At 63.9% G+C, this 17,074-nt stretch carries 11 protein-coding genes; all 11 read left to right on the top strand.

Going from position 1 to position 17,074, the window contains the following annotated elements:
* Window positions 1-4 precede the first annotated feature (4 nt).
* The 11 genes from AB4Z44_RS09305 (at window position 5) to AB4Z44_RS09255 (ending at window position 17,034) form a co-directional block, all read left to right on the top strand.
* Window positions 5-1,546 (top strand): tryptophan halogenase family protein, encoded by a 1,542-nt coding sequence (locus tag AB4Z44_RS09305; RefSeq protein ID WP_404713760.1) that lies wholly within the window; start codon window positions 5-7, stop codon window positions 1,544-1,546.
* A complete protein-coding gene (locus tag AB4Z44_RS09300; protein ID WP_404713759.1) occupies window positions 1,543-3,795 on the top strand; it encodes a glycoside hydrolase family 3 C-terminal domain-containing protein in 2,253 nt (750 codons plus the stop codon). Before AB4Z44_RS09305 ends, AB4Z44_RS09300 begins: the two co-directional genes overlap by 4 nt.
* A gap of 15 nt (window positions 3,796-3,810) precedes the next feature.
* Window positions 3,811-5,085, top strand: a complete 1,275-nt coding sequence (locus AB4Z44_RS09295; protein WP_404713758.1) for a sugar MFS transporter — start codon at window positions 3,811-3,813, stop codon at window positions 5,083-5,085.
* Window positions 5,086-5,089: 4 nt separating this feature from the next.
* A complete protein-coding gene (locus AB4Z44_RS09290; RefSeq protein ID WP_404713757.1) occupies window positions 5,090-6,367 on the top strand; it encodes a cation:proton antiporter in 1,278 nt (425 codons plus the stop codon).
* 13 nt (window positions 6,368-6,380) lie between these two features.
* Window positions 6,381-8,897, top strand: coding sequence for a glycoside hydrolase family 3 protein (locus AB4Z44_RS09285; RefSeq protein ID WP_404713756.1), 2,517 nt, complete (start codon window positions 6,381-6,383; stop codon window positions 8,895-8,897).
* A complete protein-coding gene (zwf, locus tag AB4Z44_RS09280) occupies window positions 8,894-10,342 on the top strand; it encodes a glucose-6-phosphate dehydrogenase (protein WP_404713755.1) in 1,449 nt (482 codons plus the stop codon). The genes AB4Z44_RS09285 and zwf overlap by 4 nt, the downstream gene beginning before the upstream one ends.
* Window positions 10,343-10,348: 6 nt before the next feature.
* Window positions 10,349-11,320, top strand: coding sequence for a glucokinase (locus AB4Z44_RS09275; RefSeq protein ID WP_404713754.1), 972 nt, complete (start codon window positions 10,349-10,351; stop codon window positions 11,318-11,320).
* 618 nt (window positions 11,321-11,938) lie between these two features.
* Window positions 11,939-13,972, top strand: coding sequence for an N-6 DNA methylase (locus AB4Z44_RS09270; protein ID WP_404713753.1), 2,034 nt, complete (start codon window positions 11,939-11,941; stop codon window positions 13,970-13,972).
* A gap of 32 nt (window positions 13,973-14,004) precedes the next feature.
* Window positions 14,005-15,411 carry a hypothetical protein gene (locus AB4Z44_RS09265; protein WP_404713752.1) on the top strand — a complete coding sequence of 469 codons (1,407 nt, stop codon included), beginning with the start codon at window positions 14,005-14,007 and terminating at the stop codon, window positions 15,409-15,411.
* Window positions 15,411-16,235: a hypothetical protein gene (locus AB4Z44_RS09260; protein ID WP_404713751.1), complete on the top strand. Its 825-nt coding sequence runs from the start codon at window positions 15,411-15,413 to the stop codon at window positions 16,233-16,235. Before AB4Z44_RS09265 ends, AB4Z44_RS09260 begins: the two co-directional genes overlap by 1 nt.
* Before the next feature lie 13 nt (window positions 16,236-16,248).
* A complete protein-coding gene (locus AB4Z44_RS09255; protein WP_404713750.1) occupies window positions 16,249-17,034 on the top strand; it encodes a hypothetical protein in 786 nt (261 codons plus the stop codon).
* The last annotated feature ends 40 nt before the right edge of the window (window positions 17,035-17,074 follow it).

The following is a 17,074-nucleotide window of genomic DNA, read 5'->3' as shown; positions in this document are numbered from 1 at the left end:
GGATATGACCAAGCGTATTGTCATCGTCGGCGGCGGCACCGCAGGATGGCTGACCGCCGCCTATCTCGTCCGGACGCTCGCCCCCGAAAGCTGGCGCATCAGCCTGGTCGAATCCGCGGCGATCGGCATCATCGGGGTGGGGGAGGGCACGTTCCCGACGATCCGTGAAACGCTGGCGGCGTGCGGGATCGACGAGCGCGAATTCCTGCGCAAGGCCGATGGCAGCTTCAAGCAGGGGGTGCGCTTTATCGGCTGGACCGGCCGCGCGACCCCCGGTGCCGCGACCGACGATTATTTCCACCCGTTCAATCTGCCGTTCGGTGGCGACGAAGGCCTGTTGCCTTACTGGATCAAGGCCGACGGGGAGGCGAAGCGCCCGGCCTATGCCGATGCGGTGACCGCGCAAGGCCATGTCATCCGCGCCGGCTGCGCACCGAAGCGGGCGAACGATCCCGGTTTCTCGGGGCCGATGAACTATGCCTATCATTTCGACGCCGCGCGCTTCGCCGATCATCTGCGTGAGGTCGCCACCGCCAACGGCGTCGAGCGGATCGAGGCGACGATCGGTGAGGTGACGCAGCATGCCGATGGCCGCATCGCCGCGGTCGTGCCCGACGATGGCCGCGAAGGAATCGAGGGCGATTTCTTCGTCGATTGCTCGGGCTTCCGCGCGTTGCTGATCGGCAAGACGCTCGGCATGCCGTTCAAGGGCGTCGGCGATATCCTGTTCAACGATCGCGCGCTGGCGATCCAGGTGCCGCATGCCGGCCCCGGCGATGCCATCCATCCCTATACGCTGGCGACGGCGCATGAGGCGGGCTGGACCTGGGATATCGGCCTCGGCGCGCGGCGCGGCGTCGGCTACGTCTATTCCAGCCGGCATAGCGACGACGAAGCGTCCGAGCGCACCCTACGCACCTATCTCGGTGATGCCGGCAAGGACTTGTCCGTCCGCCAGCTGCGCTTCGAAAGCGGTTATCGTGAAACGCAATGGGTGGGGAATTGCGCGGCCGTCGGATTGGCGGCGGGCTTTTTCGAGCCGCTGGAATTGACGGGGATCATGCTGATCGAAGTTGCCGCGCGGATGCTCGGCGATTTCCTCGGCTCGCCGGTGTCCGATGAGGCCGCGATGGCCGCCGCGGCACGCCAGTATAACCGGCTGATGGCGGCGCGCTTTGCCGCGATCGTCGAATTCCTGAAGCTGCATTACGCCATCAGCCAGCGGCGCGACACGGCTTACTGGCGCGACAACACCGACCCTGCGACCTTCCCCGGGGGGCTTCGGGACAAGCTCGCGCAATGGCGCCACCGTCCTCCGTCGCGCTTCGACTTCGTCGTCGATCATGAGACGTTCCTGCCCGCGAGCTGGCAGTTCATCCTCTACGGCATGGGCTTCCGCACCGATCCGGCCGCGGTCGGCGCGCGTCATCATGACGACGCCCAGGCCGGCCAGGCGTTCCTGCGCGTGTTCGACGCCGCCAAACAGGCCATCGCCAATCTTCCGCCCCATCGCCAGCTGCTCGAAGAGCTGCGCCGCGCCGCATGATGAGAACTGTTCCTGTGAAGACCCTGTTGCTTGCCGCTATGCTCGCCACCAGCGCCGTACCGGCTCTGGCCGCCCAGCCATGGGACGATCGCGCGCTGAGCGCGTCCGATCGTGCCGCGCTGATCGTCAAGGCGATGACGCTCGACGAGAAACTCCAGCTCGTCCACGGTTATTTCCCGCCGCTCGCCAAGCCCGCGCAGGCGATGGGAATGATCCCGTCGGCCGGGCATATTCCGGGCATTCCGCGCCTCGGCGTGCCGACCCTGCGCGAGAGCGACGCCAGCCTCGGCGTCGCCAACCAGATCGAGCAGCGCAAGGGCGATACCGCGACCGCCTTGCCGGCAGGGCTCGCCACCGCGGCCACCTTCGACCCCGAACTGGCGCGCACCGGCGGTGCGATGATCGCGAACGAGGCGCGGTCCAAGACCTTCAACATCCTGCTCGCGGGCGGGGTCAATCTGACGCGCGATCCGTGGAACGGGCGCAATTTCGAGTATCTGGGCGAGGATCCGTTGCTCGCGGGCGTGATGGGCGGCGAGGCGATCCGCGGGGTCGAGAGCGCGCACATCGTCTCGACCGTCAAGCATTTCGTTCTGAATTCGCAGGAGACCGGCCGCCACGTCCTCGACGCGCAGATCGATCCGGCGGCGTTGCGCGAAAGCGATCTGCTTGCCTTCGAGATCGCGATCGAGCGCGGACGGCCCGGCTCGGTCATGTGCGCCTACAACAAGGTCAACGGCGATTATGCCTGCGAGAATGACGGGCTGCTCAACGGCGTACTCAAGCAGGATTGGCAATATCCGGGCTGGGTGATGTCCGATTGGGGCGCGGTCCATTCGACCGAGAAAGCCGCCAATGCCGGGCTCGACCAGCAATCGGGACAGGAGCTCGATCGCGCTTTCTATTTCGGCGATCCGTTGAAGGCTGCGGTGGAGGCCGGGCGCATACCGATGGCGCGGCTCGACGATATGGTCCGCCGTATCCTGACCGGGGTCATCGCCAGCGGGCTGATGGACGATCCGGTGCCTTCCACGCCGCAGCCGATCGATCTCGCCGCCCATGCCGATATCGCGCAGCGCGTCGCCGAGCAGGGCATGGTGCTGCTCAAGAACGAGGGCGATATCCTGCCGCTGGCGAGGAGCGCCAAGCGGATCGTGCTGATCGGTGCGCATGCCGACGTCGGCGTGCTTTCGGGCGGCGGATCGTCGCAGGTGCGCTCGACCGGCGGCGCTCCGGTCGAGATAAGGCTGACCGAGGGCGAAGCCGCCTCGTTCGCGCGGATCACCTGGCACGCCTCGTCGCCGCTCGCCGCGATCCGCAAGATGTATCCGAATGCCGATGTCACCTATCTCGACGGGAACGACCCGCAGGCGGCCGCGGCGGCTGCGCAGCGCGCCGATCTCGCGATCGTGTTCGCATGGCAGTGGCAGTCCGAGGCGCAGGATGTCGAGACGCTGGCGCTGCCCGATCGTCAGGATGCGCTGATCGACGCGGTCGCCGATGCCAACAAAAAGACTTTGGTCGTGCTGGAGACGAGCGGCCCGGTGCTGATGCCATGGGTCGCGCGTGTGCCGGCCCTGCTGCAGGCATGGTATCCCGGCCAGCGCGGCGGCGAGGCGCTCGCGCGCATCCTGTCGGGCGAAGTGAACCCGTCGGGGCGCCTGCCGATTACCTTTCCGGTCTCGGCCGAACAGGCGCCACGGCCAATGCCGCTCGGGCTCGACAATCTCCACGCCGCGGTCGCACGGCGCAAGGCGGGCGACACCACCAATTATGGGATGTCGGCGGGCGTCGCGCCGTTCGACGTGACGTATCGGGAGGGCGCCGACGTCGGCTATCGCTGGTATGCGAAGACCGGCGCCAAGCCCTTGTTCCCGTTCGGTTACGGCCTGACCTATACGCGCTTCGCCTACGGCCCCGCGACGATCAGTGGCGGCGTGATCCCGAAGATCAGCTTCAACGTGACCAACAGGGGCGGATGGCCGGGTGCCGACGTTCCGCAAATCTATGTCGAGGGCGCGAAAGGCACACCTTACCGCCTCGCCGGCTTTCAGAAGATCGCACTGCAGCCCGGCCAGACCCGCCGCGTCACGATCGCGCTCGAGCCGCGCACCTATGCCCGCTTCGATCTCAGCCGGCACGCCTGGGTGATCGACGGCGGCGCCCGGCGCTACGCGATCGGCCGTTCGGCCACCGACATGGTCGCGCACGGCACGCTCCGCCTCGCCACCAAAACGCTCAAACCCTGAACCGAAAGACGCACGGTGACGCCACTTTCCGACAGCGCGGCCACCGGCCGGATCGAGGGATCGGTCGCCAGCCTGCGCTGGTTCACCTTCGCTCTGTTCTTCATCTTCGGCGGGATCACCAGCCTCAACGACGTGATCATCCCCAAGCTGAAGGAACTGTTCACGCTGACCCACGCCAGCGCGATGCTGGTGCAGACGGCGTTCTTCCTCGCTTATGCTTTGTTCTCGCTGCCGGCGGCGGCGATCGTGCGGCGTGCCGGCTATCTGCGCACCGCCGCAATCGGCCTCGCGACGATGACAGCGGGCTGCCTCCTGTTCATCCCGGCTTCGTCGACCGCGACCTTCGGCCTGTTCCTGGTGGCTCTGTTCGTCCTCGGCGCCGGCATCACGATCGTGCAGGTCGTCGCCAATCCGCTCATCTCGCTGCTCGGCGCGCCGCAGACCGCGCATAGCCGGCTGACCTTCGCGCAGGCGTTCAACTCGCTCGGCACGACGATCTTCCCGCGCGTCGGATCGGTGCTGATCCTCGGCGGGCTGGCGAGCGTTAGCGCGGCAACCTTGTCCGGCCCGGCGCTCGATGCCTATCGCGCCGAGGCGTCGCGCGCGATCGTCCACACCTATCTCGGCCTCGCCGTCGCCCTGATCGTCATCGCCGCAGTGGTCTGGACGCAGCGCAATCGCCTGCGCGAGGTGCAGGATCGCACCGGCAATATCCTCCACGCTTTCGGCCTGCTCGCGCGGCCGCGCTTCGCGCTCGGGGCACTCGGCATCTTCCTCTATGTCGGCGCCGAGGTTTCGATCGGCTCGCTGATCGTCACCTATCTGATGGAGCCCAGCGTCTGGCACGTCGGCGATGTCGAGGCCGGCAATCATGTCTTCTATTATTGGGGCGGCGCGCTGGTCGGCCGTTTCCTCGGTGCGGGGCTGCTGCGGGTGGTGTCGCCGGGCAAATTGCTTGCGGCGATGGCAAGCGGCGTGATCCTGCTCATCCTCGTCTCGGCCAACACCACCGGCGGCGTGTCGGGCTGGGCATTGCTCGCGATCGGGCTGTTCAACTCGATCATGTTCCCGACAATCTTCAGCCTCGCCAGCGAGGGGCTCGGCCCGCGTGCGGCCGAGGGATCGGGCGTGATCGCGACCGCAATCGTCGGCGGTGCGGTCGTGCCGTGGCTCACCGGCCGGCTGGCCGATGCGACCAACCTCCATTTCGCCTTGCTGCTGCCGGCGCTCTGCTACGCGGTGATCGCGGGCTACGGCCTTTATGCCCGCCGCCCCGTGCGGGAGGCCTGATGCCATGACTGCCTCCGTCCACACGACCGAGAGCCTGCTCTTCCACGTGCTGCTGCAGTTGATCGTGATCATCGCCGCGGCACGGATCGGCAATGCCGTGTTTCGCGCGATCGGCCAGCCCGGCGCGGTCGGCGAGATCGTCGCCGGGCTGTTGCTCGGGCCCTCGCTCTTTGGCCATCTCTTCCCGGAACTGGCGACTGGTCTGTTCGGTACTAAGCCCGATCCGGCGATCTCGATCCTCAGCCAGATCGGGCTGGTGCTGCTGATGTTCCAGATCGGCTGCGGATTCGCGTTCGAACGTCTCGATGAGCCGCGTGTGCGCAGGATCGCGCTGGCGGTCGCCTTGCCCTCGGTGGTGGTGCCGTTCGGGCTCGGTGTCGGGATAGGCTGGCTGTCGGCGGGCGTCATGGCACCCGCGATCGATCCGCTGACCTACAGCCTGTTCTGCGGCGTCGCGCTCGCGATCACCGCGGTGCCGATTCTCGGCCGCATCCTCGTCGAACATCGCATGGAGCGGACCGAGATCGGCGTCATCGCGATCGCCGCCGCGACGTTCAACGACGTCGTCGGCTGGCTCCTCCTGGCCTTCGTCTCGGCTTATGCGACCGCGCATCTCACCGGGGCGAGCATCGCCGTGCAACTGGGCGGGCTCGTGCTGTTCATGGTGGCGCTGCGTTTCGCGCTCGCCCCGGCGGTCGATCGGCTGCTCGCCAGGATGCCGCTGGTCGAGAGCGCCTTGCCGCCCAATTTGCTCGCTGCGATCCTCTGCCTGATCTTCGCGCTGGCCTTGTGCACCTACGCGCTCGGCATCTTCGCGATCTTCGGGGGCTTTGCTGCGGGGCTGCTGTTCCATCGCCACCATGCGGTCGCGGCCGCCTGGCAGAAGCAGGTCGGGCAGTTCGTTTTGACCTTCTTCCTCCCGATCTTCTTCACCTTCACCGGCCTCAGGACCAACCTGCTCGGCCTCACCTTCGCCGATCTGCCGTGGCTGCTGCTCATCATGGCGGCGGCGATCCTCGGCAAGATCGTGCCCGTGGCGCTCGCCGCGCGCTCCGCCGGGCTCGAGACACGTCCCGCGCTCACCCTCGGGGCATTGATGAACACCCGCGCGCTGATGGAATTGATCGTCCTCAACGTCGGCTACGAGCTCGGTTTCCTGCCGCAATCGATCTTCACGATGCTGGTCGTCATGGCGGTCACCACCACGCTGATGACCGGGCCTCTGCTCCGCCTGCTCCTTGCCCCCGCCCACCACGTCAAGCGCCTGCGCGCCGACGCCTGACCCGGAAGACCAGATGACATCCGTTTTCGTATCGCTCGCCGCTCTTGCCGCGGCCCTCTCTCCGGCTGTCTCCGCGCCGCTCTCGCCGCCATTGTCGCCGATCGCGCATCCGGCCCTGTGGCCGGCGGTGAAGGCGATGCCGCCGCGCGATCCGGCGATCGAGCGGCGCATCGATGCCCTGCTCGCGCGGATGAGCGTCGAGGACAAGGTCGGCCAGCTCATCCAGGTCGATATCGGCAGCATCACGCCCGCCGACATCCGCACCTACAAGCTCGGTTCGATCCTCAACGGCGGCAATTCGGGGCCCTATGGCGACGATTTCGCGCCCGCGCCCAAGTGGCTCCAGCTCGCCGACGAATATTACGATGCCTCGATGGCGCGCAGCGACGGCCGGCCGCACATTCCGATCATCTGGGGCACGGATGCGGTCCACGGCAACAACAACATCCCCGGCGCGACCATCTTCCCGCACAATATCGGGCTCGGCGCCGCGCACGACCGCGATCTGATCCGCAAGATCGGCGAGGTCACCGCGATCGAGACCGCCGCCGCCGGGCTCGACTGGACTTTCGCGCCCACACTTGCGGTGGTGCAGGACGATCGCTGGGGCCGCACCTACGAAAGCTATTCGGAGGAGCCCGCGATCCCGACCGATTATGCCGGCGCGATGATCGAGGGGGTGCAGGGCAGGGTGGGCACGAAGGACTTCCTCTCGCCCACCCATGTCATCGCCACGACCAAGCATTTCCTGGGCGACGGCGGCACCGGCGGGCGCGATCAGGGCGATGCGCAGATCGGCGAGGAGGTGCTGCGCGACGTCCATCTCGGCGGCTATCCGGCGGCGCTGGAGGCGGGGACGCAATCGGTGATGGCCAGCTTCTCCAGCTGGAACGGGGTCAAGATGAGCGGCAACAAGAGCCTGCTCACCGATGTGCTCAAGGACCGGATGCATTTCGACGGCTTCGTCGTCGGCGACTGGAACAGCCATGGCCAGGTCGCCGGCTGCACCAACGAAAGCTGCCCGCAGGCGATCAACGCCGGGCTCGACATGTTCATGTATTCGGGGCCGGGCTGGAAGCAGCTCTACGAGAATACGCTGGCACAGGCGCGATCGGGCGAGATCCCCGCGGCGCGGCTCGACGATGCGGTGCGGCGCATCCTGCGGGTCAAGCTGCGCGCGGGACTGTTCGAGCGCGGGCGGCCCTCGTCGCGGCCGGTCGCGGGTCATTTCGACCTGATCGGCTCGCCCGCGCATCGCGCGATCGCGCGGCAGGCGGTGCGGGAATCGATGGTGTTGCTCAAGAACGAGGGCGTGCTGCCGCTCAGGCCGTCGGCGAACATCCTCGTCGCAGGCGGTGGCGCCGACAGCATCAGCCAGCAATCGGGCGGCTGGACGATCACCTGGCAGGGCACCGACGTCCCCAACGCGGTCTTTCCCAATGGCGAGACGATCTGGCACGGCATCGCCGAGACGGTGCGCGCGGGCGGAGGCATCGCGACCTTGTCGCCGGACGGCAGCTTCGCCCGCAAGCCCGACGCCGCGATCGTCGTGTTCGGCGAGCAGCCTTATGCGGAGTTCAAGGGCGATCGGCCCAATCTCGACTATAGCCCGGACGACAAATCCGATCTGGCATTGCTCAAGCGGCTCAAGGCGGCCGGCATCCCGGTCGTGGCGGTGTTCCTGTCCGGCCGGCCCTTGTGGGTGAATGCCGAGATCAACGCGTCGGACGCGTTCGTCGCCGCCTTCCTGCCGGGCACCGAGGGTGGCGGCGTCGCCGACATGCTGTTCCGCAAGTCCGACGGCCGCATCGCGCAGGATTTCCGCGGCCGGCTCAGTTTCTCCTGGCCGAAACGGCCCGACCAATATGTGCTGAACCGCCGCGATCCGGGCTATGACCCGCTCTTCCCGATCGGCTTCGGCCTGACCTATGCGAGGCCCGCGCATCTCGGCCGGCTCGACGAGACGCGGCCCGCCGGGCTCGACGCCGGCAACAGCTCGCGCTTCTGGAGCCGGGGCCGCGTGCCCGATGGCTGGCGTTTCGCGATCGGCGATCGCAACTCGGCCTTCGCCATCCTGCCCGGCGCGGTCGGGGCGACGCCGACGCATCACCTCAGCGTCACCGCGATCGACCGGCGCGCGCAGGAGGATTCGCGGCGCCTCACCTTTACCGGCGATGCCGAAATGCGGATCGAGGCAGCCAGACCGATCGACATGAGCCGCGAAGCCAATGGCGAGCTCAGCCTCGTCATGGAGTATCGCATCGACCAGCCGCTGACCGGCACCGTCACGCTCGCGATGGGATCGGGCGAGCGGACGCGCGCGGTTCCGGTCGGACGGACGCTCGCGGCGGCCGCGCCGGGCGCGTGGGGCAGGATCGCCGTGCCGCTCCAGTGCTTCCGCGCCGGCGGTGTCGACATGGCGCGGATCGACCGGCCGTTCGCGCTCGCCGCCACCACCGGCACCATCTCGATTTCGGACGCGCGCATCGATTATGTCGCGGTGCCGATGACGCGGTGCGGGGACGAATGACGGCGGCCGCGCAGACGCTCATCCTGTTCGGCGCGACCGGAGACCTGTCGCAGCGCATGCTGCTGCCCTCGCTGTTCGGGCTCCATGCCGACGGGCTCGTGCCCGACGATCTGCTGATCCTGGGCACCGCGCGCAGCGACGAGGACGATGCGGCCTTCCGCGATCTGGCGGGGCAGGCGCTGGCGAAGGCGGTGACCGGCGATCGGCGCGCCCTCATTCCCGGCTTCCTCGATCGGCTGCGCTACGTTCCGCTCGATCTGCACGATGCGCGCTCCTTTGCGGGGCTGGCGACGGCGCTCGGCGATCGCGCCCGCCGCCCGCTGGCGGCGTTCCTGTCGACCGCCCCGGCGCTCTTCCGGCCGGCGATCGGCGGGCTCGCCGCCCACGGGCTGGCCGGCGACAATGCCCGCCTCGCGCTCGAGAAACCGCTCGGCCACGATCTCGCCTCGAGCCAGGCGATCAACGATGCGGTCGCCGCCGCCTTTCCCGAGGATCGGATCTTCCGGATCGATCATTATCTCGGCAAGGAAACCGTCCAGAACCTGATCGCGCTGCGCTTCGCCAATTCGCTGTTCGAGCCGCTGTGGAATGCCGGCGGGATCGATCATGTCCAGATCAGCGTCGCCGAGACGGTCGGGCTGGAGGGCCGGGTCGGCTTCTACGACGATGCCGGCGCGCTGCGCGATATGGTCCAGAACCATATGCTCCAGTTGCTCGCCTTGGTGGCGATGGAGCCGCCCGCCCGCTTCGATGCCGCCGCGGTGCGCGACGAGAAGGTCAAGGTGCTGCGCTCGCTCCGCCCGATCGACGCGGCCAGCGCGCCGGGCGATAGCGTGATCGGCCAGTATCGCGCGGGCGCGATCGGCGGCCAGGCGGTGGCGGGCTATGCCGACGAACTCGGCCGGCCATCGGCCACCGAGACCTTCGTCGCGATCAGGGCGCATGTCGACAATTGGCGCTGGCGCGGCGTGCCCTTCTACCTGCGCACCGGCAAGCGCCTGCCAGATCGCCGGACCGAGATCGTGATCCAGTTCCGCGGCGTGCCCCACTCGATCTTCGAGGGCCAGCCGCTCAAGCCGAACAAGCTCGTCATCCTGCTCCAGCCGGACGAGAATATCCGTCTGCTCGTCATGGCCAAGCAGCCCGGCCTCGGCGGCGAGGGGATCGTGCTGCGCGAGATCCCGCTCGATATCGCACTGCGCGATGCCTTTGCCGGCGCGCGCCGCCGCATCGCCTATGAGCGGCTGCTGCTCGATCTGATCGAGGGCGACCCGACCTTGTTCGTCCGCCGCGACGAGGTGGAGGCGCAGTGGCGCTGGATCGACGCGATCCGGGCGGGCTGGGCGGCGGCGCGGATGACCCCCGCGCTCTACCCCGCCGGCAGCTGGGGCCCGCCGGCCGCGATGGCGCTGGCCGAACGAAACGGAGCGATGTGGCATGGGTGAGCTTGTATGAACCAGGTTGTCGCGGTCGATATCGGCGGGACCCACGCCCGCTTCGCGCTGGCCGAGCTGCAGCCCGGGCGGCGGCCGGCGCTCGGCCGGATGCGCAAATATCGCACCGCCGATCATGCCGGCCTCGCCTCGGCCTGGGCGGCGTTCGGCCGCGATTGCGGGGGCGTCCTGCCCGCCGCGGCTGCCATCGCCATCGCCGGCCCCGTCGACGGCGAACTGATCCGCTTCACCAACAATCCCTGGCTCATCCGCCCGGCCACGATCGGCGACGAGCTGGGCCTCGATCGCGATCCGCTCCTGCTCAACGATTTCGCGGCGATGGCGGCGGGGATCGGCGTGATGGACGATAGCGAGTTCGATCATCTCGGCGGCACCGCGGGCGCCTGGCCGGGTTCGGGCGTGACGACCGTGATCGGGCCGGGCACCGGCCTGGGCGTCGCCCAGTTGCTGCGCACCGGCGGGCGCAACATCGTCATCGCCAGCGAGGGCGGGCATGTCGATTTCGCCGCGCTCGACGGGTTCGAGGAAGCCCTGGCGCAGCGGCTGCGGGCGCAGCATGGCCGCGTGTCCGCCGAGCGCGTCTGCGCCGGCCCGGCGCTGGCCGCGATCCGCGAAGCGCTGGCGGCCAACGCCGGCCGGCCGATCGTCCCGGTGGACGATGCGGCGCTGTGGCAGTTGGCGATCGACGGCGCCGACGATCTGGCGGCGCAGGCGCTCGATCGGCTGGTGATGGCGCTCGGATCGTTCGCCGGCGATCTCGCACTCGCGCACGGCGCCAATGCCGTCGCCATCACCGGCGGCCTCGCCAACCGCATCCGCGATCGCCTGGCCGGCCCGCTGTTCCACGATCGCTTCCGCGCCAAGGGCCGCTTCGCGCGGCGCATGGCCGAACTCCCGATCCGCCTCGCCTGCCACCCCGAACCGGGCCTGCTCGGCGCGGCGGCCGCCTATCAGGAGCAACGCTGCTGAGCGCTGGCCGGGCGCGCGCATGCCCGGCCGCGGTGCCGTCATGCATTTGCATGACGTTGGAGAAGAGCACGTAATGCATTTGCATGACATTTCACGGCGGGGCACCGGCCCGCTTTCCCTGTTTTTCCCTGTTATCGCGCCAATAACAGGGAAAATCCGCATTTCTGCATCGCCCGCAGACGCGCCGCCCCTTCCATCGCCCTGATCGGGCGACAGTTTCGGCGCGCACGCTTTCTGCGCGGAACAGTGAATCAAATTCGACATAACAGGGCGGGAAATCTCCGTAACAGGGGGTGGAACAGGGCAGGCGGCGGACGGCCGGGTGAGATCATGCGGGCACTGGTGCCCGGGACCGATGCGGCCGTGCCGCAGATGGTTGCGCCGATAAAACGCGCTGATCCGGGCCATGCCACAGTTTTGGTGTGGGTGGCCGAAGGTGGATTATATCGCCTGCGGCCGCACCGCGGAAGCTGGGCTGGCCGCCAAGAATTTGGGAGCGACTCCGGTATCGTTTCGCGCACGATTGCGAGCAGCCTTCCCGAATGATCGCTCTTTGGCTAGACGTCCGCTGAGCATGGCGGCCGGGCGGCGCGCCACGGATCAGCCAAATCGAACGTAATGCTCGAATTATCGCCGGTCAGGCGCGGGAGTTTTGAAGTGATTGTTGACGAATTCAATGATTTTGCCCTTTTTTCAGAAGCGGAGGTCAAAGCGCTCGAGGCGCGCTGCTCTCAGCGTGAAAATCGCGGGAAAACAACGTCATACACGACCTGCCTTGTTCGCAATAAGGAGGTTCAGCTAAAAAGGGAGGAGCGTGTACGCCAACTCTGGCTGGCCCGCTTGATCAGCAAATTTGGTTACAGTCCAGCACGCATCGCACTCGAATATCCGATCACCTTTGGCCGAGACACCTCGAAGCGCGCTGATATTGTAGTGTTTGACGCGGACCGTCCAACCGTCCCCTACATCATCATCGAAGTGAAGCAGGAAAAGTACAAAGACGGCAAGGAGCAGCTACGGTCATATTGCCATGCAACCGGTGCGCCGCTGGCGGTGTGGAGCGACGGGCTGTTAGCCGAGGTTTGGCACCGCAAGAATCCGAATTACTTCATGCCGATCCACGAACTCCCGCGCGCGGATCAAACGATCGAGCAGGTGGTCGATCAACCTTGGACCGTGCAGACCCTGATAGATCTAGAGAATGAACGAGCGAAGGAGGGCAAATTTGCCCGGTCACTCCGCGATCTCATCCAGGATATGGAAGACGAAGTGTTGGCCAACGCCGGTGTCGATGTCTTCGAGGAGGTCTTTAAGCTGATCTTCACAAAACTGTTTGACGAGATGACGTCCTATCAGATGCATCGCAATTTGCGGTTCCGGAATCATAACACGTCGGCGCAGCTTAAATCCGCGATTCAGGCACTGTTTGATGAAGCAAAGGAAAAATGGCCGGGCGTATTCCTTGACGACGAGCGTATCCGTCTGTCTCCCGATCATCTACAAGTCTGTGTTGGCTCCTTGGAAGAATGGAAACTATTTAATTCAAACCTTGACGTCGTTGATGACGCCTTTGAATATCTCGTTTCGAAATCATCCAAAGGCGAAAAAGGCCAGTATTTCACGCCGCGTTGGGTAATCGACATGTGCGTGCGGATGATTAATCCGCAAGAGCACGAAACCGTGATTGATACGGCCTGCGGGTCGGCAGGGTTCACCGTGCATAGCATGTTCCACGTCTGGAAGCAGATCTATCGCGAGTTAGGCAAGCCCGAAGGCGACCTCTTTACGATGGAAACAAAGGAACCGCGGGCCATCGAATATGTCCGGCGCAATGTATTTGCAGTGGATTTTGATGAAAAGAGCGTTCGCGTTTCGCGCTGCCTTAATCTGATCGCTGGTGATGGCGAAACCAATGTGCTGCACCTCAATACACTTGACTGGACGAAGTGGGACGAGACGGCCAGCCAGCCGGAATGGTCGGAAACCTACAGCAACGGCTGGAATGGCCTTAAGCGCCTGCGCGCAGTCAAGAGGCCGGGGGAATACCGCCAGTTCAATTTCGATGTCCTGATGGCCAACCCGCCTTTTGCCGGGGACATTAAGCAGTCGGACATGTTGAGCCCCTACGAAGTGGCACATAAAAAAGATGGCAAGCTCGACAAGGCGGTCGCGCGCGATTTGCTGTTCATCGAACGGAATATCGATTTCCTGCGCCCCGGCGGCCGCATGGCAGTTGTGCTGCCGCAGGGACGGTTCAATAATCCATCTGACCAACGGCTGCGCGAGTTCATTATGGAGCGCTGCCGCATTCTTGCAGTGGTTGGTCTCCACCCCAATACGTTCAAGCCGCATACCGGAACCAAGACAAGTGTGCTGTTCGTCCAGAAATGGAACGATATCGCATCCGCCGGGCCGCTCTGCGCTCGCCAGAATGATTACAATATCTTCTTCGCCACCCAGCAGATTGAGAGCGTCGATAATTCAGGTCGAAAGGTATACCGAAAGAGGCCAGACGGCACGTTCCTGCGCGACCGCCATGGCCATTTCGTCGTCGAGCACGATCTATTTAACCATGAGGGTTTGACCAAGGACGGCATCGCCGAAGCCTTCCACGAGTTCGCTCGGAGGGAGGGGCTGCCTTTTTTTCGGTAGGCCCCTTCGACGAGGACCGGTTAAACGGTCTGTTGGAGGGGCTGGAAATCGCAATAGTCCCAAGCAGCCAATTGGAACGAGATCTTCGATTCGATGCGCAATTCTTCTACAAACGATATCTGGCCGAAGATCAGGCACTACATCGTTTGCCGTTAAAAAAAATCGGCGAAATTGCATTCGTCACCGATGGACCTCACGGATACCATGTCGTTGACGAAACGTCGGCAATCGCCATGTTGACCGCAAGTTGTGCGTCCAACTGGTTTGCGGACCGCTCTGGGGCGGATACAATCGCTAAGTGGGTCGATGACGCTAATCGGCGATCTTCCCTGGAGGTAGAAGATTTGATTCTGTCGACGCGTGGAACAGTTGGGAATTGTGCCATAGTGACGGAGGAGGTCTTGCCTGCAAATCTCGATCAGGACGTCGCGCGTATCGCGATTGATACCCGGGAAGGCTTGGAACCAAGCTTTGTTTTAGCTTATCTGAACGGTAAATTTGGTCAAGATTACATTACTCGACATGCATCGGGTATGGTCCAGCAGGGGTTACCGCTCGACAAGGTCCGGAAAATACCAGTTCCGGCTTTAGGGGAGGCGATCCAAAAAGGGGTCGTTCGGGCAGTGGAGCGCGCATACGAAATGCGCCGCACTTCGAGTGAAGCTGCTGCGCGAGCCGAGGACATACTCGTGGTCGCACTTGGCTTAGCCGATTGGGCACCCCCGGAGCCACTCGCCTACTCAGCCAAGGCCAGCGATGCCTTCGTTGCTGGGCGGCTCGATGCTCAGTATTTTATGCCGGCCAAGAAGCGAGTGATGCAGGCCTTGGCTACCTTGCCGGGTAAACCGATGGTCGAGCGGTTTACTAGCGTTCGCGAGCAATGGGTGCCGGACCGCGCCCCGGCCACGATGCGTGTTCGGAACTATGATGTAACTGATGCCCTGTTGCCGCTGCTCGATGCAGAAAAGAAACCCAGCTTCGCCGCTGACATAGGCAGCATGAAGAAGCTGCTGCGCGACGGCGACGTGGCGGTGTCACGTCTACGTTCGTATCTAAAGGAAATTGCCGTCGTGCGGACGGGTGATAAGATTCCATCGGTAGGCTCGTCCGAATTCATCGTCCTCCGACCCAATGGGGCTGACATATCCCCGGAGACCCTGATGGTGTTCTTGCGTTCCATGCCCGTTCAGACCATTCTAAAATGGTGTCAGGATGGCTCTCAGCACCCACGCTTCAGCGAGAGCGATTTGCTTTCGATCCCGATCCCCGATGCCGTTGCCGGCGTATCTATCGAAGTGACTTCGATCGTTCAAACGAGCTTTGCAGCTCGAGACAAAGCGCGCCGCTTGCTTGATGCAACCAAACGCGCAGTCGAAATCGCCGTAGAGGACAGCGAGGCCGCGGCGCTGGCATATCTCAATGGCGTGGGCAACTCTTGATGCCGGGGCTTGGCGATAACCTGAAGCGCTGGCGCGACGCCGCGGAGGTTGACTGGTTCAGTCAGTTCATCAAGGCGTGGATTCCATTCAATGCTTGGCTGACGGACACGTTTGGCGATTTAAGCGATCGAGAGTTGCTGGATAGGATTAAGGCCGATGCTAACGTTGTCAGGAACAAGGCGCTGCCCATGTTGTCCAGGAACCTCCGTGTTGCCCGCGACACGACGGGGGGATGGCAGGATGATGGCGCCGAAGCGCAGGAGTTCCGGCTCAACATCGGCGAGCTGAACCGCCGTTTACAGGAGTGCATAATCGAGAGCCGAAAGGGCCGCATTTGTTTTGAAACGGTTGATATTGGCGCCAACACGAAAAGGGACGAGCAGCAAAACAAGTGGCGGCGTGATTTTCGGTGTCGCCGCGATTATCCCGCTAAGGGCGAGGTGCATATTCAGATATCTGCGTCCAAGACCGTGGCACCGTTCGCGCTGACTCTCAACGGTCATGATCGACGTGCGCTTGAAGATGATATTTCCTTCAGGGCTTTGAAAGATGAGCAGCGCGCCGTCCTCCTGTCACTCTTCGAAGCGGTAGCGCCACGATTGGTAATGAACGTCTTGGCCGAGCATGGCGATCCCAAATTTCTTACTTATGGGGATGTTAATTTCATCGACGACGCTGCAAAGAATTTTTCCGCATTGATCGACGTCCTTTACGGCCTCCGCAACGCGCTCTTTCATGGTTCTATTACACCGAACGAAACGCACAACCAAATATATAAGCCTGCTTATCTTCTCGTCATGCGTCTGGTAAAATGCACGATTTAGATTGAGGGACGAGATGAAATTGAATCGACAACAAATTCAGGCAAAGGCGCGATCGCTTCTGGAGGCTGAAAAGGGAGGCATTCGCTGGGGGGAAATTCTTAGACGCATTCATGCCGATGATCCAGATACTCCGCAAAACAGCATCCATGGCGCACTGCAAAACCTTTTTATTGTTTCAACTGACATTGTTAAGGTTGCGCGTGGCACCTATCAATTGGCCCAATATGTGGCGGACGATGATGCGTTGGCCAACGCCCAAGAGGTGCAAGCCGCCGCCGCGCCGGTGGTGGCAGAGACGCCCGGTTTGGAAAGCCTCACTGAACAGGATTTCTATGGCAGCTTTGCCGATTGGCTAGAGGAGAATGACGAGGCTACCGTCGCGTCTGCGCTAGGTGGCGCGAGTTTGGGAGGAAAATGGGGGACGCCCGACGTAATTGGCGTGCTTAAACCCCGAGCACAGGACATCTTTAAATTCGAGCCGCAGATCGTTACGGCGGAAATCAAGGCGGTACCAAGTCAGCCGGTAGTCGCATTTGGGCAAGCTGTCGCCTATCGGCTATTTTCTCACAAAAGCTACATCGTCGTGCCAAACTCGACGAGCAGCGATGATATGAATTGGCTGAAATCGCTTTGCAGCATTCACGGGGTCGGGCTGGTTACGTTTGCCTTAAATAAGGATCGGCCCGATTACGCGGTGGTGGTGCTTCCGGTGAACGCCGCTCCGGATATGTTTTACGTTAACAATATGCTGGAGCGGCTGAAGGCAAGCGAACCAAAGCTCTTAAATCGGCTGTTTTAGGGTGGGCGGCAGCCTCTGTGTAGCGCTTTCCCAACAAGTT

The sequence above is a fragment of the Sphingomonas sp. MMS24-J13 genome (assembly GCF_044905095.1).
Taxonomy (GTDB): Bacteria; Pseudomonadota; Alphaproteobacteria; order Sphingomonadales; family Sphingomonadaceae; genus Sphingomonas_I.
Note: the sequence above shows the minus strand (reverse complement) of the source record. Positions and strands in the feature narration are given on the sequence as shown.